Here is a 20996-nt window from a genome sequence, read left to right on the forward strand (position 1 = left end):
ATCTCCCCTTTCCGATCTGCTTGCAAATCGTCGGCATCCGATCAGGAAGCTTCTCCTGCTACAGCGCTTCCTCGCTTATACCCTTTTCCGGATCGAAGACCAGCATTTTCGTGCCGATCTTATCGATGAAGAAGCGATCATGGCTCACCGTAACGACGGCGCCGGGAAAATGAATCAACGCTTGCTCCATGACCTGGATGCTCGTGAGGTCCAGGTGGTTGGTGGGCTCGTCCAGGATGATGACCGCGGCGCCGGAGAGCAGGCATTTCGCCAGTGCAACGCGCGCTTTCTGACCGCCGGAGAGATGGCCGATCGTCTTGCTGAGGTCCATTTCCGAGAATTGCAGCATGGATAGGAATTTGTTCACTTTCTTGCGCGGCGCATCCAGTCCCAGTCCGTACGTGTTGACCGCGTGACTGACGGTATCCTTGGGATCCAGCTCGTCCCACATCCGGTTGAAGTACGCATACTCCACGCCCTTCTCCCACGTCACCTCGCCGGCTTCCGGCTTCTCCTGCCCCGTGAGCACCTTGATCAGCGTGGACTTCCCGCTTCCGTTAGGTCCCGTGATGACCAGCCGGTCTTCCTTCTGAATATCGAAGCTGATGTTCCGGAAAATCTGCCGCCCGTCGTAGCTCTGCCCGATGCTCTTCACCTCGGCCAGCTTGTCGGGGAAGCGAAGCCGTTCGTAAATATCCGTAATCAGCACATTGACGGGATGCGGCTCGATGCGCTTCTTGTTGTCGGCCAGCTTGCGGGATAGGCGGTCCTTGGCGGATTTGCGGCTCGCACGGCTGTCGATGGCCTCCGACTCCATAAGAAGCAGCTCTTCTTCCCACTCGAACTGGCGGTCCAGCTCCTTCTTGCGCATTTTCTTCTTGCGAACATAGTCGGTGTAATTGCCTTCGTACTCCTGAAAATGATAGTTCTCGATCTCGATCGTCCGCGTGACCACCTTATCGAGGAATTGCCGGTCATGGGACACCAGAATCATGGCGCCGTTGAAACGAAACAGCCATTGCTCGAGCCACGCGATGCCCTCGATATCCAAGTAGTTCGTCGGCTCGTCCAACAGCACGACATCCGGCAGTTGAATCAGCATCTTCGCAAGCGCGGCCCGGTTCCGCCAGCCGCCGGACAGCTCGTCGACGGGCTGGTTGCGCGACCGGTCGTTGAAGCCCAGCTTCGTCAACACCGTGTTGATCTCGACGGAGACGTTCCAGCCGTCCAAATGCTCCATCTGCTCGAACAGCTCGGCCTGCCTGGCGAGCAGTGCTTCCATCTCGCCGTCATCGGCGACCGTGCCCAGCTTCTCCCCGACCTCCGCCAGCTCCCGCTCGATCAGAGCCACCTGCTCGAAGCACAGCTCCAGCTCCTGCTGCACGGACAAGCTGCCGCGCATTTCCGAGAATTGCGAGAAGTAGCCGATCTTCGCCTTGGGATCTAGCTCTACTTTGCCGGATGTTGGCTCTTCCTGCCCCAAGATCAGCTTGAACACCGTCGACTTGCCCGCACCGTTCCGGCCGATCAGGCCGATGCGCTCGCCTTGGCTCACGCGAAAATAAATATCGCGGAAGATCAAGGACTCTTCGTATTTCTTCGTCACGTTCTCCAAGCGAATGACGCTCATGTCCATCACCCTTCCAGTTCCGTCAATCTGATGCCTTGCTCGATTATATCATTAGTTCCTTTCAAGGTTCCGGCCAATCGTAAGATCGGCAAAGCTCGCGGACAATTTCGCCGATTAAAGCCTCTTCCTGCGGTTTGCCCGGTTCCGAATTGGTCATGATGACAACGCCGCTTCTGAGGCGGGGGTACGCCACCAGCATGCACTGAGACCCAACGCCCCAGCCTTTGGAAACCATGCAGGCTTCTTGGCTTCCTTGGGGCAGGAAGACTCCCAGGCCTACTGTGTGGTCACATCCATAGCCCGAAAGCATCCGCCGGACAATACGCTGGCGAAGGAATGCATGCGAATCGCCGCTCCAAGCCTCCATCATGGCCAGCGTTATCACTGCCAGTTCGGCCGGCGTAGTCCATAAACCCGCCCCTGACAAATTAGGATAATGGGCTCTCTGTCCAGCAACGACCCGGCCGAATTTATCGTGCCCCATCACGGCTTCCGCGCGGATGTAACGGCCATTCACTAGTTTCGCGTCGGGCTCAGAGCCTTTCCAAAACAACGTCCGGCTTAATCCTAGCGGCGCAATGACAAGCCGTTCAATAGCATGAGCGAGCGACTCGCCGGTTACATCCTCCAGGAGCTGTTCAATCACGCTGTAGCCTGCATCCGAATAGGCGAACCGACTGCCAGGTACAGCGGTAATTTGGGCAGGCCCGATATGATAGCTTGTTTGCCCAGACAGAATCTCATGCGGACCCGGGAAAGGATCGCCGTGCTGATAGACATCAAAACTTCCCTCGTTATCCATAATGCCCGATTGATGGGCCAGCAAGCTGCCTAACGTCACCTTCGTTTGATCCGTGTACGGGTTCTCTGGAATATGCCAGGAGACCAGGTACTTGCTGACATCCTCCTCCAGGTCCAGCACCCCTTCCTGCACGAGGCGCAGTACGCCTAACGCAGTGAGCAGCTTGCTTATGGAACAAGCCGGGAAGAGACTATCCATCGTCACTTGCCGCTGCGTCCCCGCTTCCATAATCCCCTTACACTGCACGTACGCCAGTCGACCTTCACGTAGGACGGCTATTCCGACGCCCGGAACGGCATAATGCTTCATTCGTTCTTCAAGATCCATCGTTAACCATGGTTCTCCGCCCATTTTCGCCATCCTTCCATTATGTCCGTTGCATCTCGTACCACTCCAGCCACTTACCAGCTATATGCAGCCTGGCCTCCGTGCTTCGGCTGGCATAGGGGCACTGCCCTTCCTGCCATTCAGGAACAGGAGAGAAGCTTATACCCGTTATTCGTTCAAGCGAGCGCGGCACAGCGTTCCCCAAAAGGCGAGACATGCTGATTCTCCGCGTCCTTCATTAATCCAGCTATCAGTGGTTTCACATAACAATTCCGCTTCATTCGCGCGGCAAGCTTGATGGTGCAGCACTTCACATCGAGATCGGGATCGCTAAGCAGTCGAATGACATCATCCGTACACTGCCGCCATAGTTCCGGACACTGACGCAATGTGTATACTGCCGCCGTCCGGACATAGTTGCTCTCATCCAGCAATAGGGTTTGCAATTGAATCGGACTGACATAGGCCTTATTGTAGGACAAAACAAGAATGGCCGCCGCTCGTACGCGATCTGCCTCGTGATCCAGAAATTCTTGCACAAGCATTGCTGTCTCGGCAGAAATCGATTCTTCAACGAAGGACAGCAAGTTTTCCGCTATGCACTCCGCCTTATCAGTGCCTGCTGAAAAACGGTCCGCGATGCTCATCTCCTTCAACCGCCGCCACTGAAGATAGGCGCTGTCAGCATACTCCGATTGTGAAGGCGCATTCGTTTGAACCGCTGCGCTTGCATGAACGAGTCCTGCACTCGAGTCACTCCATGCAGGATGGAATAGTCCGCTGCCGACGAGGGCTGATTTTACTTGAGCTGCGGACCAGTCTGGATGCGCTTGCCAGATGCACGCGGCTATACCGAGCACGATCGGCCCGGCAAAAGACGTTCCTTCCATTCGCGCATAGCCGCTAGGCAACCCATCAAATGGCGCGGTAGCATGGCTCTTCCACTCCTCCTCGGTTTGAAAGGGGAATGGCAAAACAAGATTTTCGGCAGGCGCCAGCGTCTCGGGAACCCGCTTATTCTCGAAAGTCGTCCCGCTGCAGCTATGATACGGGAGTGCTTTATCCCCGCCGCCCTCCTTAGGAACAATAACTCCCCCTACGGATAGCACGGAAGGGGATGCCGCAGGGCCATTACAAGTTAACTCTTTCGTGTTGCCGACCGCTGCAACGACAAGCAGTCCCTCTTCCGCCAACTCTTCGCATAACACGCGGATCGGATCGGCCTGCCAAGGCAGCAAGCCCGTATCCCTTGTTGCTACTACCGTTAATACGACGCCTCGGATGCAATATTTATTCCAGTTGTTTTTTAACCAATTCAACGCTTTGACGACCTTGACTTCGATCTCTTCCAGCGTAGCGAAGGAGCCGGTCTCGAGGAGATACAGATTGGCTCCAGGCGCTGCACCGGCGTATTTCCCTCCAGACAGTTGACCTGATCCTCCAGCGGCTGCAGCACACCAAAGTCCGTGCGTGCCTGGATCCCAGGGCCCGTCGCTTGTCCGTAATGGAATAGGGGCAGCATCTGTTTCGGAGGTAGGAACTACAAAGGTTTGACGTTGCTCATGCGTTGAAATATCCGGGTGCGGAGCAAAGTGACCGTCAATAATAGCGATGTTGATGTTTGCACCTGTGAGCACTTCTGGGACTTCGAGAAATGTTCTGATGGATGGCCATGTCATCGTAATACTCCCTCCTCTGCAGTCTCTAATCCTATACAAGCAAAAGCCAGGCTTTCTCAACTGGTCCCCGTCCACTTACATCCATTTCCATATGGTATGGAGTTCAACATGAACGGCTTCGTTCCTTCGCCCCACCTTAACAACAACACAAAAACACCTTCAAGGATTGCCCTTGAAGGTGTCTGCTTCTGCTTGTAATAGCTATGCTTACCGCGGAGCTCTCCGCAGTCAGTGTGCTTACTCGCCGATGAAGCCTTTTTTGAAGATGTCCAGCAAGTAGTCGAGCGTCGTCGGATCGCTGTACGTGGAAGCTTCCGTGTCGATCTCGATGACATGCTTGTTCTTAACGGCCGGGATGCTGGTCCACACGCTCGTCTTCATGAACGCGTTGTCTGCGGCAGTGCTTCTGCTGAGGACGACGTAGTCGCCGGCATATTGGGACAGAACTTCCGAAGACAACGTATAGTAGCCCGGTCCGAGCGCATCCTGCTTGACCTTCTCCGGCATGTTCAGGCCCATCGCCTGATACAGAATTTCCGTTCCGCGCGCCCAAGCGTTGCCGAAGACGTAGAAGCTCTTCGAATCCGTCTCGATGACCGATACGGTCGCCTTGTCCCCGATCTTCGCTTTCACTTCGGTACCGAGCTCGGAGGAACGCTTCTTGAAGTCGTCGATCCACGCCTGAGCTTCCTTCTCCTTGTTCAGCAGCTTGCCGATCTCCAATTGCTGCGCCAGGTAATCCAGCTTGCCCCACGTGTACACGACCGTTGGCGCGATTTCCTTGAGCTTATCGAGCGTCTTCATGTCCGGGCTGCCGATGATCAGGTCCGGCTTCAGCTCGATGATCTTCTCGAGGTCATCCGGAGATACGACCTGTACGCCTGCCAGCTTATCCTTGAACAGCGGGTTCTTCTCCGTCCATTCGTCCACGCCGACCAGCGTGCCGCCGGCCGAAATAACGTTCGGTCCGTTCGTCAGCGCTACGATGCGTTGCGGATTAGCCGGAACTTCGACGTCGCCCGCCTCCGATTTGTAGGTGATCGTGCCCGCAGCCGGTTCGTTCTCGGCCGCAGCATTGCCATTCCCTGTAGTAGCGGCGTTGCCGTTCTGCTCCGTCGCGGCCGCATTCCCGTTGTTCGCGGACGCTCCCTCGTTACCGTTGTTGTTCGACTTGCTGCCGCATGCGCCGAGGACGACCATAAGCGCCACGAGCATCGGAATAATGACGAGCTTCTTCATTTCTAATTCTCTCCCCTTCATTCGTATAAGGCCCCACATTTAGTGATAACGATTATCAATATCAATAAAACTATAAACGGTTGCTTCCGGCTTGTCAATGACGGATACGTGACAAGTTTCGAGATGGCACCGCGCCAGGGCAGGAGCTTCCCCGCGGAATTCCTGCCCTATTGGAATCCTATTTTCCGAGTCCCAGCATGTCCGATTCATAGCGGAAGTTGAAGCAGATCGGCTCTGTGCATGCGCACCGTGCGGTCGTTGACATACTCGACATCCGGATCGCTCCCGCTAGCATCCGCCTCTAATGGCTGCAGATACCCGATCTCCAGACAGAACGGCGATGCGAAGGCCGTCAGCGGTTCGATGTCCGGCAGCCGCCTCACCGCGCTCGCCGCACCTTCCCGAATCAGTCTGCAAGCCTCCTTCCGATCCAAGTGAACAGCCGCTTCCCTTCCTTGCCCGTGCTTTACGACGACGGCTTCAATGCCCGGCACGAATAGCCGCGCCTCAAGGATGGCCTTGTCATCGCCGGAGATAAAGACCGTCGGTACGCCTTGAAGGCCGGCAATCATCGCCCTGGCCCCGAATTCGCCGATGAACGTCTCGTTCAGCTTCATATACGCAATCGTTTTGGAGCTGTAGGTATGGCATAAAGGCGCATTGTAAGTGCCGGCCATGGCATGCTGTCCCACAAACAGCAACGCGGCGTAACCGGCCAGGCTCTTATACGGCTCGCCCGCGCGCAAATATACTCCGTCTTCCAGGTCGGCCTCGTTCAGTCCGCCCGGCCCATGGCCGTCCCATACGTCGATGCGGCAATCCGGATCTACCGAGCGAATGCCGGCCATGCAGGCATTCACCTCTTGCGCCAGCAGCCGTTTCGCTTCTTCCACGCGTTCGGGATATCCGTCGCCGGGCCGCGTTTGCGTAAAATTGTCTATGCCGGCCGCACCTTCCAGGTCGGTTAAGATAAAATAAGCGTTCACCTTTTGCACCTCCGCGCTTGGCATGTCCTTCCACTCGGAGTATACGTCTTCCGTTCGGATGGCACAATGGTTCTGGCATTTTGTCACCCGGAACTGGGCATTCGCATAGGATGAACCATGTTTATAACGGAGGTCATCCAACCATGAGCTCGTCTAACACGGTACAGCAAGGCCATACGCCGATCTATCAATGCACTGCCGAAGCGCATCAAACGCTGCGCTCGATCAACGACCATCTCCACCAGCTGTGCGCCAAGCACGCCAACAGCCTGGTGAAGGTGGAGACGGTGGACGGCGACGTTTTCGAAGGACACATCGTTCATTGCGACAAGAGCATTCTTTACATCTGCCTGTCGAACGAGGGCTATGCCCGTGCATTTTTCCCGGGGGGCGGATTCAATCCCTATTACAACAACCCCGTGCTGCCTCTGGTATTGTTCAATCTGCTTGCCATCACGCTGCTGCACTGAGCCATCAGAAGCAGTCGACTAACAAGGAGTGATCCATATGGCCTTCATGCCTCCTATCGGGCCGCAGGGCGCGCAGCAGCCCCCGTCCTCGCCGCCGCCGCAGAGCGTCCCCATAAAGCCGCTCTCGGCATCGACGCTCGCCATCGATCCGGGCGCGATTTCCCGCTGCTTGTTCCGCAACACCTATATCTGGCCGCGCAGCGGTCAGGGCTTCTGGTTCTACCCGATCTTCGTCGGCCGGACATCCATCTCGGGCTTTCGCTGGAACGGCTTCTTCTGGATGTTCTCCGGCTTCGATCTGCAGCGCATCGATGCTTTCACTTGCGTTTGATTCGCCGATCCGGGAATTCCGCATGCAGAACAGCAAAGAAGGCTCCGCCATGTATGGCGCGAGCCTTCTTTGCGTCTTAACGCCTCCCGCAGCTCTAGTGCCGGCTTGAAGGAAATTCGCTATCGGTCTAGGTGGCCGGATTACCGACGCTAATTTGCAGCCCGCCCGGTCAAACCGCCTGCGCCCAATCCTTGAACGGCGGGTAAGCGGATTGAAGCGGCACGCGGTTGAACAATTGCTGCCACCATTCATAGCCCCATTCCTTATGAATGACGATCATATCGCGGAGCTCTCCGGGTTCCTGCGGCCGGACGTCCAGCCACGCCTGCTCGGCCCACTCGCCCAGCAGCCAATCCAGTTCGCGGTCAACGCCTGCAGGCAGTTCGTTTGCGCTATACTCATTCTCACTATGCTTATTCATGCTATATTCGTTCAAATCGTCTGCATTCATGTTAGCCTCATCCATGTTATCTGCATTCATGTTAGCTTCATTCCTATCGCCTTCGCGCATGTACATCCCCCTTCTCGCCGGTCGGAACCGTCTCCAGCAGCTTCAGCTGCTCGGCCAGGAGCCTGCGCGCCTGCATGATTTTATAACGAATCGTTCCCGGAGGCTGCTGCAAAATAGCGCCGATCTGCACGCTGTTCAGCTCGCCCAGCACCTTCATCGTCAAGATGCAGCGCAGCTCGTCCGGCAGATCGTTCATCCTCGCTTCAAGCTCCCGAACCCGCTCGCGTCCGGCCACAACGCCTGACAGATCGCCTTCGCTATCCGCAGGAGCGGCCCGCAGCCGCTCCTGCGCTTTCTTCTGGTTCGCGGTGCGCCGGTACTCGTCCTTCAAACGGTTGGCGGCTACACCGAAGAGCCAGTAGATCCGCTCGTCGGGCTCAATCCGATCGATCGACTCCCTGCGATTCCATGCTCGCAGATAGACGTCCTGCAGCAAGTCGGCCGCAAGCTCGCGATTGTTCGTGCGGCCGAGCAGGAAGGAGAAGAGCTGCTTCGAATGCGCGGCGTACAAGCCGTGAAACCATTCGCGGTGGTTCACTCTGCACCCGCAGCATCCAACCTATTCGCAGGATCGATGCCGATAATGTCGCCGAGCTTCGTAACGGCCAGCAGCTGCAGCAGCGGCACGAGCGGCTTCGGCGCCTTCAGGTTGCCGACCAGGACGATCTCCGTGACCTTCTGCTTGAGCAACGCGATATCCACGTCGGACTCGAATTCGAAATCCCCGACCAGCACCATCGACATCGGGGTATCGAATAGCTCGAAGAAACCCTTGGAGAACGTGTCGTTGCCGACGAACAGACGCGGCGCTTCCTTGTGGTAGTATACGATTTGCCCCGCCAGCCGCGTTATGCCGCCGGCAAGAATGGCTTCCGATACCTTGGGAAAAATAAACTGGCCGGCGGCGTGCACTTCGCCGAACCCGATCTTGGCGACAGGCGAGGTCACGATGACCTGACCTACGATGACGAGCACGTCGTCGGCGGAACCGTTCTCGTTGGCGAAGGCCTCCCCGCCTATCGTTACCTGGCCGCTGATTACCTTCAGTTTGCCGTTCGCCGAAGGTTCAGGCAGCGTCACGGTCAAGCCGACGTTCTTCTGCGCGATCTTCATCAGCGCGGCCGTTAACGCCTGCGGCACGAGAATAAGGCCTACGTTTTGAATCAACGCGATGCCCGACAGATCATCCGCCTGCTTCCCGGCCAGGTCCAGCATCCCCACGTTTTCGATCGTAATGCCTTGTGCAACGTCTTCCACTCCGCATTCCCCCAGTCCATGTAATGGCTTACGTATAGGATAACGCTCGAAGGAGCCGAGTGTTGGCGATTTGGAAAAATAATGTCCGGGAAAATGCGTCATTATATATTCCTTGACAGGAATATTCCATATCAGGTATATTCGATTTAGGAGCTTTAACTCTTCTGCCTCACCGAACCTCATCTTGTAGACGTTTATTTGCACGAACTGCATGGGAAGGCTATGAACACGGACCGGCACGATTTACTTACGAACCAACGGAAGAACGACTGCACCTAACCTAATCTAATCTTACATTGGAGGAATTGAAATGAACGATAACCAAGCAACGAATACCGATGCCAGCAGCACGGAAGAAGCAAGATTGGTAATTTCCCGCACCTTCAACGCACCGCGCGAGCTGGTGTTCAAAGTATGGACGCAGGCCGAGCACCTGCAGCATTGGTGGGGACCCAAAGGCGTGAACATCGAAGTTGCCAAGCTCGATCTGCGTCCGGGCGGCATGTTCCATTACAACATGAGCACGCCCGACGGCCATAAAATGTGGGGCAAATTCGTCTATCACGAGATCGTCGCGCCGGAGAAAATCGTCTTCACGAACTCCTTCTCGGATGAAGAGGGCGGCACGCTGCGTCCTCCGTTCGCGCCTGATTTCCCGCTCGAAGTGATGAATACCGTCACCTTCGCCGAGAATGACGGCCGAACCACCATTACGATCGACGGAGGCCCTCACCGCGCATCCGCGGCGGAGCACGCGTTCTTCCGAGGCATGTTCGATTCCATGCAGCAAGGTTTCAGCGGCACGTTCGACCAGCTTGACGACTATCTCGCAAGCCTTTAAGACATATAGAAGAAAGGCCGTGACGGCCGCCTAATCGGCGGTTATCACGGCCTTTCTCTTTTCCGGCGCACCGCAGCCGGACGCCACGACAGCAACGTTGCTCCGCATCACGGACGCACCAGCTTGACCAAATAATCCACGACGGACGGCGTCGGCTCGCCGAGACCCCTGATCCCCCATAGTCCGATATTATGAAACAGCGTCATGACGACTTTCGTGATCTCTTTGGGATCGCCGGCGGCCATCGTTCCTTCCGCCTGCCCTTGCTCGATCATCCGGGAAAGCAGCTCCAAGTTGTGCAGCATGCGAGCGTTGATATCCGCCTTCACTTCTCGCGGGAGCACGTCCGATGCTTGCGCCTGCAGCACCACCCAGTAGCTGTTGTAAAATCCGGGACGAAAGACAAGCAATTCCATGCTCCACCGGAGCTTGTCCATTGCAGGCTCGTCACGTGCGATGGCCTCCAGCAGATGCACCCTGTATGCCTCTTGACTGCCATGCACGATCGCGGTCAGCAGCTCTTCCTTCGTTTTGAAATGATTATATAAATGCCCATGGCTGAGACCCGCCTCGGCCGCTATGTCGCTCATTTTGGCAGCAGCCAGCCCTTTCCGGCTGAACACGATACTGCCCGCCCGAATAATCTGCTTCCTTCTCTCTTCCCTAAGCAATGAATCCCGCTCCGCATTCCGAGGCAAAACCAACACGCTCCCATCCGCTTCTGTTGCCCTATAAGGCTAGTGTATCAGTTTCATCTGCGGACGTCATTGACGCTCCCCCTCGTTCTACAATATTCGACTGCCGCCCGGATTGCGGTCCATGACCCGCGGTCTAAATCAGTAGTTCAAAAGTCCTCCCAGCTTTTGTATAATTAAACCATGTCCATTCTATTAAAAGCTGGTGGCCCATCATGATGTTGCTGTTGGATTCCAAAACGATCTTACTCTCGCTTGGAATCGGTTATATATTCACGTTCATTCTGATTAGCGCCTATTGGCATGATCATATGAAGGCTGCGACGGTCAAAATGTTCTTCCTCTCCAAATGCGCGCAAATCCTCGCTTGGTGCTTGATGATTCTGCGCGGGGAGATCGCCGACTTCTTATCCATCTCGTTCGCCAACTCCATTCTGCTTGCCGGAGCCGCCTTGGAGATCATCGCTCTATTGCGTCTGCGGGGCGAGCTTCGCCGGATAACCAAGATTCTCTATGTCATAATTGCGGTCATCGGCATTGTCGGCTTTCAAGTGATTCTGCTCGTAGACAACCAAGAGAACATCCGAATCGCCTACTGCTCCTTCGTATTCGCCCTGCTATTGCTGCCGGCATATCGCATGGCGCTCGGGAAGAATCAATCCTTGCTCATGCGATTGATGGGCTGTCTCTATCTGCTTACGCTTGCCGGCACTGTGGCCAGGGGCGCCGCCGCTCTATTTTTCGACGCCTCGATATCGACAAGCTTTTACGCGCCGGGCCAGTATCAAATGATCGCGACCTTGGCGCTCTATCTCATTACGATCATGGAGAATATGGGATTCGTGCTGCTATTGAAAGAGCGATCGAACCAAGAGCTGATCCGGCTGGCCAGCTATGACGATTTAACGGGCGCCTTGAACCGCAGAACCTTCGCCGAGCATGCGGCACGGTATCTCGCGGATCATGCCAAGAAGGGAGCGCCGCTGTCTTACCTGCTGTTCGATATCGACTGGTTCAAGAACATCAATGACACGTACGGCCACCATATCGGGGACCAAGTACTCCAGGACTTGACCTCTCGCATCCAGCAAAATTTGGGACAAGACGATTTGTTCGTCCGTTACGGGGGCGATGAATTCGGTATTCTGCTGCCCGGCAAGGACGAAGCGGCGTCCAATGAACTCGCCGAGCGGATTAACCGGGCGCTTACCGGAACGATGATTCACGACCTCCCCGTCACCTATACCATCAGCATGGGCGTTCTTACGCTCATCCCCGATCCATCCACGCAGCTTGAGACCCTGTACACCTGCTGCGATAAAGCGCTGTACACCGCGAAGCGCAACGGGCGAAGCGGCACGTTCCGCGGCCAGCTGCCGGCTCAGGCGCTGCAGCCTCTGTAGCCCTGTACATTTTGCACGCTATATATGATCCTCGACGCTATACGAGACCCTCGAGTCGTACGCCCCACATCTCTTCTCATAAAAAAACAGAGCAGAAGCTTCAAACTCGCTTCGCTCTGTATGTTTTGAATCTACGCGGCACTACGCCCGCAAACGCTCATCCTTCGGCAGGAATACCGCCAGAATGCCGAGCAGCGGCAAGTAGGCGCACAGCTTCATAATATATTCGATGCTCGTGGAATCGGCGATCCAGCCCAGAACGGCCGAGCCCAGCCCGCCGATACCGAACGCGAGCCCGAAGAACAACCCCGATACGAGCCCTACTTTGCCCGGCATCAGCTCCTGCGCGAACACGACGATGATGGAGAATGCCGAAGACAGCACGAACCCCGCGCATACGCACATCACGCCCGTCCAGAACAAGTTGCAATACGGCAGCAGAATGGAGAACGGCGCCGTTCCGAGAATCGAGAACCAGATGATGTTGCGCCGTCCGTAACGGTCCGCAAGCGGTCCGCCGAAGAACGTCCCCGCCGCCGATGCCGCCAAGAACGCGAATAAAATCAGCTGCGCGTGCGAAACCGTGACGCCATAATTATCAATGAGATAGAAGCTATAATAGCTGGATATGCTGGACATGTACACATGCTTCGTCATGACTAGAGACACAAGCACGATAATCGCCCAAACCACTTGCCGCTGCGAGAGGCCCGCTCCCGCGGCCCGTTCCTTCTTCACGCTCGAGGAGGCTTTGGACTTGGATGCGGCCGGACGCGGCTGCAGGACGTTCTGACTATACCAGCGCGCGACGAAGCTCTGAATGACGATCGCGGCGATCGCGGCAATCGAGAACCAGAGCACGCTGATTTGCCCCAGCGGCACGAAGATGGCTGCGCTCATGATCGGTCCGAGCGCGCCGCCGATATTGCCGCCTACCTGGAAGATCGACTGCGCCAAGCCTCTCCGTGCTCCGGCAGCCATATAGGCGACGCGCGACGACTCCGGATGGAAGATCGCCGACCCGATACCGATCATCATGACCGCGATGACCAAGTACGCATACTCCGGCGCAACCGCAAGCGCGACGACGCCTACCAGCGTAAAGCATACCCCGACCGGTAAAATATAAGGACGGGGACGCCGGTCCGCAAGCATGCCCACCATCGGCTGGATCAGAGCTGCCGTCATGTTCATGGCAAACGCGATAAACCCGATTTGCTTATAGCTGAGGTCCATCGAATCGCGCAGGATCGGAAACAGCGCCGTGACGGTGGATTGCATCGTATCGTTCAACAAATGAACGATGCTGATCGCGAATAGGATCGGAAATACGGTCGCGCTTATCGGAAGCGCCTTGGTTAATGCTTTGCTCAACTGAAAGTCTCCTTCGCTGTCTTGTTATGCGCCTATTCCGACTGCCGCGCCTTGCTGCAGCTGGTACATCGCGTAGTACTTGCCGCCCGTCTCCATCAGCGTATCGTGATTGCCGCGTTCCACGATCCGGCCGCGGTCGAGCACGAGAATTTGGTCTGCCGCCCGAATCGTCGACAGGCGATGGGCGATGACGAACGTCGTGCGTCCCCGCTTGAGCACGTCCAGCGCTTGCTGGATGATGGCTTCGGTCTCTGTATCGATGCTGGCCGTCGCTTCATCCAGAATCAGAATCGCGGGATCGAACGCCAGCGCGCGCGCGAACGAGATCAGCTGCCGCTGTCCGGCGGACAACGTGCTCCCCTTCTCGATGACCGGCTCATCCAAGCCGCCCGGCAGCTGCATGAACATGTCGTACGCGCCGACGTCGCGAAGCGCCTGCTCGACTTTATCCCGCGTAATCGACGGATCGTCCAAGCTGATGTTCGAGGCGATCGTGCCGGTGAACAGGAACGGATCCTGCAGCACGATGCCCATATGCTCGCGAAGCTGCTGCTTCGTCAAGTCGCGCGCATCGATGCCGTCGATCGTAATCAATCCGCGGTCGACATCGTAGAACCGGAAGAGCAGGTTCAGAATCGAGCTTTTGCCCGAGCCGGTATGGCCGACAAGCGCGACCGTCTCGCCTTGCTTCGCTTGGAAGCTGATGTTCTTCAGCACGTCCTCGCCCGCCTTGTACCCGAAGGAAACATCCTCGAACGCCACGTTGCCCGTATACCGCTTCATCCGCTCCTCCGATACCTGGACCCCGGGCTCATCAAGCAGCGCGAATACGCGCTCCGCCGACACCCGCGCGACCTCCAGATTGGACAGCTGGTTCACGATGCCGACGATCGGCTGCATCATCCGGTTCATATAATCGATGAAGGCATACAGGATACCGACCGATACCGATGCGCTCAACGAGCCGCCGGCGAACATCCAGATGACGAGGAGAAAAATCACGTTACGGAACACGTTCACCAGGTTGTGGCTCGTGACGGAGTTCAGCGTCAGCAGCTTGTTCTGGTATTTGAAATACTCGTCGTTCATCACGTGGAACTCCGTCATCGTTTCTTTCTCCCGGCGGAAGACTTGAATGATCGGCATCCCTTGGATCGACTCGTTGATCATACCGTTAATGTCGCTCAGGCGCGAGCGAATAACGTGGTTAAAGCGCGACGCGAACTTGCGGTAGATGACGATCCAGAGATACAAGATCGGCAGCAGCGGCAGCGCGATGAGCGCCAGCGTCTCGTCCAGGATGAACAAAGCGCCGATGATGGCGGTCATATAAATAATCCCGGAGAAGAAGTTCGCCAGTACGGATACGTACAGCTCGCGGATGGCTTCCGTGTCGTTCGTTACCCGCGCGACCACCTTGCCCGCAGGGAGATTATCGAAATACTGAACCGGCAGCTCCTGGATATGCCGGAATACGTCGTTGCGCATCTTGCGCACGATTCGGTTCGCCGATACCTGAAGCAGATATCGCTGTCCATAGGCCAGCCCCGCGCCTATCAGCAGCAGGCCCACGTAGATCCCCGCAAGCGTGAAGATGCTGCGGAATTCGGGCTTGAAGAAGTCGTACGTCTCGCCGCGGCTTAATTGATCCGCGGGAAACTGCTGCGATTGCCCATCCTCCGCGGTAACCGTCAACCGTGCGTTGTCGTTATCGAATACCCGGGCTCCTTTATCCGGAACGTCCGCCGCATCGACGAAATAATAGTTCCGGCCGGACTGCAGGACGCGCACCTCGCGACCCTTTTCTTCGCCGTCCGTCCAGTGATCGTCCCTCTTGTACCAGCTTCCCTCATACGAGACCGCATAGCGTTCTTCGGACTGGGTCTGGTACCAAGGCTTCTCGATGCCCATGATGTTCGTGTCTATCATTCGCTTGGCGAGGAACGGCCCCACCAGCTCCGCGGCGATCGCCAGCGTCAGCAGCAGCAGCGCCAGCAGGATCGGGCGTTTGTAGTGCCATGCATATTGAAATAATCGTTTCCCGTTGTTGCCCACTTGTGTTGTCACCTTCTCTTTATCCGTACTTGCCCTTGTATATCTGTTACGTCTTATTTGTTACGTCTTATCTGCTATGTCTTATCCGTTATCGCAAATTCGTTAAGTTATCGAATCGAACGGGGCTATGCTTCCACGACGGAAGCGAGCTGCTGACGATCGTATTGCTCCTTGTACCAGCCGTTGTTCGCAAGCAGCTGCTCATGGACGCCCTCTTCCACGATCCGTCCTTCATCCAGCACGATAATCCAATCTGCATGCTGCACCGCCGACAGCCTGTGCGTCGCGATGAGCGTCGTCTTGCCCGCGCGCTCTCTGCGAATGCCCGTGAGAATTTCCGTCTCCGTCTTGGCATCTACCGCCGACAGGGCGTCGTCCAGCATGAGAATCTCGGGATTGGCGATGACCGCTCTCGCGATGCTGACCCGCTGTTTCTGACCGCCGGAGAGAGCCACGCCCTTCTCGCCGACCAGCGTCTCGAGGCCATCCGGCAGGAAGGTCACATCCTTGCGGAATGCGGCCAGCTCCAGCGCGCTGCCCAGCAGCTCCTCATCGACTTCCCGACCCGCGACACCGTAGCCGATGTTCTCGCGAATGGTCTTGCTGAACAGAATCGGCTGCTGCGGCACGTAACCCATCCAGCTGCGGATCTCGTTCAACTCGATATCCGTCAGCGGGACGCCGCCTGCCGTCAAGCTTCCTTGACCCATCGGGTATTCCCTGAGCAGCTGCTTGAGCAGCGTCGTCTTGCCGCTCCCCGTTCTGCCTACGATGCCAAGCGTCTGGCCTCTGACGAGCTTGAACGAGATATCGACCAAGTTATCGATGGACGATGACGGGTAGCGGAACGTCAGTTGATTGAATTCGATCGACTCCGGCACGGGCATCGGAACCGGGGCTGCCGCATCCTTCACGTCCGGCTTCACGCCGAGCGTCTCGTTAATGCGATCCAGTGAGGCGTTCCCCCGCTGCATGATATTGATCAGCTCTCCGATGGCGAACATCGGCCATATGAGCATTCCGAGGAACATGTTGAACGACACCATCTCGCCAAGCGAAATTTCGCTCCGGAAGACAAGCACGCCGCCATAACAGAGACCGATCAGATAACTGATGCCGACCAATATTTTGACCGTCGGCTCGAAGATCGCATCGATTCTGGCGACGGCGATGTTCTTGCCGAACACTTCATCCGTCATCGCGCTGAACCGCTTCCGATCCGCGTCCTCCTGCACGAACGCGCGGATGACCCGCACGCCCGATACGGATTCGAGCACCTGATCGTTCAGGTTGCCGAAGGCGTCTTGCTGCGCCATGAAGCGCTCGTGGATCTTCTTCCCGAAATGCTGCATGATCAGCGCCATGATCGGCAGCGGCAGCATCGCGGCAAGCGTCAGCTTCCAGCTGATCACCCCCGCCATCATGACGAGAATCGTCATCATGAACAAGGTGGAATCGATCAGCGTCAGAATCCCGAAGCCGGCCGTCTGCGACACCGCGCCGAGATCGTTCGTAGCCCGGGCCATCAAGTCGCCGGTACGATTACGCTCGTAGAAGGTAGGGGTCATGCGCATAAAATGCTGCATCAGCCGCGAACGAAGGGTCCGTTCCAGCACGAAGGACGATCCGAAGAGCAGCGACCACCAGACGCATGTAATCAAATAGCCGCCTACCGTAAGCCCTGCCCAGAAGAGCAGCAGCTCCATCAGCCGATGCGTCGACATCGTGCCTTGTTGAATACCATCGACGGCCGTGCCGATGAGTCTGGGCGGAATCACATCCATGATCCCGACGATCGTAAGCAGAATAACGGCGATCGTGTACCGTTTCCAGCGCATTTTGAAAAACCAGCTTAGTTTCTTAAGTACGACAAACATTTATATCCTCAACCTTTCTTACTTCTAAGGAACAAAAAAAGGCGTGCCGCCGTAAGCGGTACGCCTTGACCCGGCATGCGGACAACAGCAGTCGAAAACCTGCCGAGGCCAGCCGGGTGCGATAATAAAGGCGCACGATTACGTCACCGTAACCATGCGCCTCATGACGATGCAAGCGGGAATCTGCCATTCTCCGCTTCGCTTTCGTCAGTTCACGCGAGGGTTACGTCCATTACGATTGTAAGTTCCGCCCGCAGGCAGAGCGATAAATTCCATTGTTCCGTTGCGCATGTACGTAACCCTCCTTTCCGTTCATCAAAGTATATGTGTCACTTTACCATCGGCCCCCAAAAGCTGTCAACGAAAAAATTGACGATTTGATGAACATCCACCGCGCATGCATGCCGGGCTTGTTAGACTGCCCGCCGCCATGGACGCGGTAATAGACATGAATCCCCGCGCTCGCCCGTACACTAGACCAAGATGCTTGTTCGATGACTGATGACCTCGGAGGGATCAAGATGAAAATCACGTCCGGCGGATTTGAAGCGGTGTATTACGGCCGAGTCTTTGCCTATGACATGCACCCCATCGAAATCGTGCTGTCGGAAGAGAACGATCCGTTAACGTTCGTATTCTGCGTGGAGCAGGAGCCGGCGAGGGACGACTACATGACGGATATTCGGCTCGTCCGCTACAATGAGGTGCGGATTGCCTGCGTCAATTTTCCGAGAGGCAAGCCGACCGGCAACCAGGACATGATTCATCTCGGCGTGCTGAACAACCGCAAGCTCTCGCTGCGCTACGAGGTGACTATTAACTTCGATGCGACATCTTGGGCGCTCACGTTTACGTTCTTCGCGGGCGAGGGGGTTGCGGAGCATGAATAAAATAGAAATCCAAGACCCCAAGGTTGCCAGCAAGATCATCGCGGCGAACGCGGAGAGCGACAAACGCAAGGCGGAGCTCGGCTTCCTCGGCAAGTTCTTCGGATCCGGCGAGAACGTGCGGTTGTATATCGTCGGCACGGTCGCGCTCGGCGTGCTGCTCATCGCGCTGGTCTATACGCTGCTCCCCGACCAATTCCGCTCGCCCGACTTCGGGCTAAAAGAAATGTGGACGCTCGTCGTTCTCCCCGTCGAATCCACGATTATCGGCTACTTGATCGGCTCCCGGTCGTCGAAGGACGCGGGAAGTTGAGTGATTTCGCGCCTATTCGTGCATGTTCCTTGCACAGTAGCTGCGCATGGGCTAACAGACCGCAAAAACAAATAAGGCCGGGCTCCCCATAACGGAGACAACCCGGCCTAATTATTTTGGATGAAGGATTTAGGATTTGGAACGCACGAGCAAATAGAGAAAATACGGTGCCCCGATGACCGCCACGACGATACCCGTCGGAATCTCGGTCGGCTGCAAGACCCACCTGCCGAGCGTGTCCGCCACGAGCACGAGCAAGGCGCCCGATAATGCCGTAACCGGCAGCACGATCTGATGCCGCTGCCCGACCAGGGACCTGGCCAGGTGCGGCGCGATCAGCCCGACAAACCCGATATTCCCGCTGACGGAGACGCATGATCCCGCAAGGCCGACGGCCGCCGCCAGCAGCAGGAACTGCTCCCGGTTAATCGCTACGCCGAGCCCGGTAGCCAACGAATTGCCAAGATTAATGACGTTGACGGTTTGTGCTTTAAAATAAACGTAAGGAAGGAGGACCAATATGAAGGGCAGGAGCGCAAGCACGAACTTCCAATCCTTGCCCCAGATGCTTCCCGCAAGCCACGTGGACACGAATTGAAATTGCTCCGGCCTGAGCCGCAGAGACAGCACGATCGTAAATGCCGATATCCCCAGGTTGAGCGCGACCCCGTTCAGAATGAGACGGTTGGAAGACAAGCCTCTGTTCCTCCGGTACGACAAGAAGAACACCAGCAAGGCCGCCCCTCCTCCGCCGATCCAGGCAAGGACCGGCAGCGCGTACGCGGGCACCGCGGCCGTCGAGGAGTAGAAAGCGACGAACAACAGCACGACAAAGCCGGCCCCGGAATTAATGCCGATAATTCCCGCATCCGCAAGGGCATTCCGCGACACGGCCTGCAAGACGCAGCCCGATATCCCCAATCCGGCGCCGATCAAGATGGAGATGACGATGCGCGGCAGCCGAAAGTCGAACAGAATCAAATGCTGGTCGGCCGTCCCCCCGGTGAACAACGTCTTCAGGAGCTCGAGGGGAGAAAGCCGGATGTAGCCGGTGTTCATGCTCAGTACGAAGGATAAGAAGATCCCGACAGCCAGTACGACGACGACGATAAAATTCCTTCTGCGTCTGCGCAGCTCCGCAGCGGATAGTAAGATTTCGGTATTCATCACAGCGACCTCTCTTCCCTATTGGCAAGGTAGAGGAAGAAGGGAACGCCGATAAGGGCGATCAAGGCGCCGATCGGCGTCTCGTAGCCCGGGCGTATCATTCTCGCGCCCAAGTCTGCCAACAGCACGAGCAGCGCTCCCAGCACGGCCGAAGTCGGAATAATCCAGCGGTAGTCGACACCCACAAGCTTCCGAGTCACGTGCGGGACGAGCAGTCCGACGAAAGAAACCGCGCCGACGGCAGAGACGGCCGAGCCCGCAAGGACGATAACGATGATCATGCCGAAGAACTTGACGCGGGCCGTGCGGAGACCCAGCCCTTTGGCAACGTCATCCCCGAGACTAAGCAGCGTAATGGACTTGGACAGGACGATGGCGCCGAGGATCGCAATCAAGATCCACGGAAACATGATTTTGATGTGCACCCATCTCGTTCCCGCCACCCCGCCCGCGAACCAGAACGCGAGATCTTGGCCGATGCGGTAGTAGAGGGCAATGCCTTCGCTGAGCGCGGTCAACAAGGCCGACAGCGTCGCGCCCGCAAGGACGAGACGAATGGGCGTCAGCCCGCCCTTCGCAATCGAGCCTAGGAAGAAGACGAACACGGCGCTCAGGGCCGCGCCGATAAAGCACGTCAGGATAAGCTTCGAATAGGACAGGCCCGGGAAGAAAGCGAAGCAAATCGCCAGCGCGAAGCCCGCCCCGGCATTCAAGCCGATCAACCCCGAATCCGCCAGCGGGTTGCGCGTCATCCCTTGCAGAAGAGCGCCGGAGACCGCGAAGCCGCTGCCGACGAGCACGCAGCCGAGCACCCGCGGCAAGCGAAGCTCGTGGATGACCTGATGGTCGGTCAGATCCGGATTATAATGCAGGATGGCCTGCCACACGTCCCAGAAGCGAATATCCCTCGCTCCGAATGACACCGAGACGATAAGGCCGATAACCAGCGCGATCAATCCTCCGAAGATGATTAAGATCGCGGTAACCGGCCTGGTTTGAATTTGGCTGAGCTGGACCGCTTTCTGGACCGATTTACTGTTCGGCTTAAGGGGCAGCTCCTTGTTCTGTTTGCGAGCACCTATTTCCACGTTGACACTCCTCATTCACTTCTATACCTTGTCCGGAATCGCTCGTCCTTCTCGAATCCTATAG

At 56.7% G+C, this 20996-nt stretch carries 20 protein-coding genes; 6 read left to right on the forward strand and 14 right to left on the reverse strand.

Annotated elements, in window-relative coordinates:
* Nucleotides 1-58: 58 nt before the first annotated feature.
* From AC0YNU_RS20935 to AC0YNU_RS20955, 5 genes are all read right to left on the reverse strand, one after another.
* Entirely contained in the window at nt 59-1630 is a 1572-nt protein-coding gene (locus AC0YNU_RS20935; protein WP_475760212.1) for an ABC-F family ATP-binding cassette domain-containing protein, read from the reverse strand.
* Nucleotides 1631-1691: 61 nt separating this feature from the next.
* Entirely contained in the window at nt 1692-2783 is a 1092-nt protein-coding gene (locus AC0YNU_RS20940; RefSeq protein WP_475760215.1) for a serine hydrolase domain-containing protein, read from the reverse strand.
* Nucleotides 2784-2935: 152 nt separating this feature from the next.
* Nucleotides 2936-4438, reverse strand: a complete 1503-nt coding sequence (locus tag AC0YNU_RS20945) for a S8 family serine peptidase (protein ID WP_475760217.1) — start codon at nt 4436-4438, stop codon at nt 2936-2938.
* A gap of 237 nt (nt 4439-4675) precedes the next feature.
* Nucleotides 4676-5677 (reverse strand): iron-hydroxamate ABC transporter substrate-binding protein, encoded by a 1002-nt coding sequence (locus AC0YNU_RS20950; RefSeq protein ID WP_475760218.1) that lies wholly within the window; start codon nt 5675-5677, stop codon nt 4676-4678.
* 206 nt (nt 5678-5883) lie between these two features.
* On the reverse strand, nt 5884-6663 hold the full coding sequence (locus tag AC0YNU_RS20955; RefSeq protein ID WP_475760220.1) for a M55 family metallopeptidase: 780 nt from the start codon (nt 6661-6663) through the stop codon (nt 5884-5886).
* 143 nt (nt 6664-6806) lie between these two features.
* Between AC0YNU_RS20955 and AC0YNU_RS20960 the strand changes: the two genes are divergently transcribed.
* Together AC0YNU_RS20960 and AC0YNU_RS20965 are read left to right on the forward strand one after the other, a co-directional pair.
* A complete protein-coding gene (locus tag AC0YNU_RS20960; RefSeq protein ID WP_475760222.1) occupies nt 6807-7133 on the forward strand; it encodes a hypothetical protein in 327 nt (108 codons plus the stop codon).
* Nucleotides 7134-7170: 37 nt separating this feature from the next.
* Complete coding sequence (locus AC0YNU_RS20965) at nt 7171-7464, forward strand: transporter (protein WP_475760224.1); 294 nt, start codon at nt 7171-7173, stop codon at nt 7462-7464.
* Between the two features lie 169 nt (nt 7465-7633).
* On the opposite strand, the gene AC0YNU_RS20970 is transcribed toward AC0YNU_RS20965, so the two are convergent.
* Genes AC0YNU_RS20970 through AC0YNU_RS20980 form a run of 3 tightly spaced genes read right to left on the reverse strand, consistent with a single transcriptional unit; the run spans nt 7634 to nt 9232 of the window.
* Nucleotides 7634-7945 carry a hypothetical protein gene (locus AC0YNU_RS20970; protein ID WP_475760226.1) on the reverse strand — a complete coding sequence of 104 codons (312 nt, stop codon included), beginning with the start codon at nt 7943-7945 and terminating at the stop codon, nt 7634-7636.
* Between the two features lie 13 nt (nt 7946-7958).
* Nucleotides 7959-8513, reverse strand: coding sequence for an RNA polymerase sigma factor (locus AC0YNU_RS20975; RefSeq protein ID WP_475760228.1), 555 nt, complete (start codon nt 8511-8513; stop codon nt 7959-7961).
* Nucleotides 8510-9232 (reverse strand): hypothetical protein, encoded by a 723-nt coding sequence (locus AC0YNU_RS20980; RefSeq protein WP_475760230.1) that lies wholly within the window; start codon nt 9230-9232, stop codon nt 8510-8512. Before AC0YNU_RS20980 ends, AC0YNU_RS20975 begins: the two co-directional genes overlap by 4 nt.
* A gap of 310 nt (nt 9233-9542) precedes the next feature.
* On the opposite strand from AC0YNU_RS20980, the gene AC0YNU_RS20985 reads away from it, so the two are divergent.
* Complete coding sequence (locus AC0YNU_RS20985; protein ID WP_475760232.1) at nt 9543-10073, forward strand: SRPBCC domain-containing protein; 531 nt, start codon at nt 9543-9545, stop codon at nt 10071-10073.
* A gap of 107 nt (nt 10074-10180) precedes the next feature.
* Here AC0YNU_RS20985 and AC0YNU_RS20990 read toward each other — a convergent pair whose 3' ends face one another.
* Nucleotides 10181-10771 carry a TetR/AcrR family transcriptional regulator gene (locus AC0YNU_RS20990; protein ID WP_475760233.1) on the reverse strand — a complete coding sequence of 197 codons (591 nt, stop codon included), beginning with the start codon at nt 10769-10771 and terminating at the stop codon, nt 10181-10183.
* A 212-nt stretch (nt 10772-10983) separates the two neighbouring features.
* On the opposite strand from AC0YNU_RS20990, the gene AC0YNU_RS20995 reads away from it, so the two are divergent.
* Nucleotides 10984-12171, forward strand: a complete 1188-nt coding sequence (locus AC0YNU_RS20995) for a GGDEF domain-containing protein (RefSeq protein WP_475760235.1) — start codon at nt 10984-10986, stop codon at nt 12169-12171.
* Between the two features lie 141 nt (nt 12172-12312).
* Here the strand turns inward: AC0YNU_RS20995 and AC0YNU_RS21000 are convergent, their stop codons facing one another.
* From AC0YNU_RS21000 to AC0YNU_RS21010, 3 genes are all read right to left on the reverse strand, one after another.
* Nucleotides 12313-13545 carry an MFS transporter gene (locus tag AC0YNU_RS21000; protein ID WP_475760237.1) on the reverse strand — a complete coding sequence of 411 codons (1233 nt, stop codon included), beginning with the start codon at nt 13543-13545 and terminating at the stop codon, nt 12313-12315.
* Between the two features lie 24 nt (nt 13546-13569).
* Entirely contained in the window at nt 13570-15612 is a 2043-nt protein-coding gene (locus AC0YNU_RS21005; RefSeq protein ID WP_475760239.1) for an ABC transporter ATP-binding protein, read from the reverse strand.
* Nucleotides 15613-15725: 113 nt separating this feature from the next.
* A complete protein-coding gene (locus tag AC0YNU_RS21010) occupies nt 15726-17477 on the reverse strand; it encodes an ABC transporter ATP-binding protein (RefSeq protein WP_475760241.1) in 1752 nt (583 codons plus the stop codon).
* Between the two features lie 521 nt (nt 17478-17998).
* Here AC0YNU_RS21010 and AC0YNU_RS21015 point away from each other — a divergent pair.
* Together AC0YNU_RS21015 and AC0YNU_RS21020 are read left to right on the forward strand one after the other, a co-directional pair.
* Nucleotides 17999-18367, forward strand: coding sequence for a DUF6864 domain-containing function (locus tag AC0YNU_RS21015; RefSeq protein WP_475760243.1), 369 nt, complete (start codon nt 17999-18001; stop codon nt 18365-18367).
* A complete protein-coding gene (locus tag AC0YNU_RS21020; protein WP_475760246.1) occupies nt 18360-18677 on the forward strand; it encodes a hypothetical protein in 318 nt (105 codons plus the stop codon). The genes AC0YNU_RS21015 and AC0YNU_RS21020 overlap by 8 nt, the downstream gene beginning before the upstream one ends.
* A gap of 129 nt (nt 18678-18806) precedes the next feature.
* On the opposite strand, the gene AC0YNU_RS21025 is transcribed toward AC0YNU_RS21020, so the two are convergent.
* Together AC0YNU_RS21025 and AC0YNU_RS21030 are read right to left on the reverse strand one after the other, a co-directional pair.
* Nucleotides 18807-19844: a FecCD family ABC transporter permease gene (locus AC0YNU_RS21025; RefSeq protein ID WP_475760248.1), complete on the reverse strand. Its 1038-nt coding sequence runs from the start codon at nt 19842-19844 to the stop codon at nt 18807-18809.
* Nucleotides 19844-20899: a FecCD family ABC transporter permease gene (locus tag AC0YNU_RS21030; RefSeq protein WP_475760418.1), complete on the reverse strand. Its 1056-nt coding sequence runs from the start codon at nt 20897-20899 to the stop codon at nt 19844-19846. The genes AC0YNU_RS21025 and AC0YNU_RS21030 overlap by 1 nt, the downstream gene beginning before the upstream one ends.
* Nucleotides 20900-20996: the final 97 nt, after the last annotated feature.

This window comes from Paenibacillus sp. J31P316, from assembly GCF_056269105.1.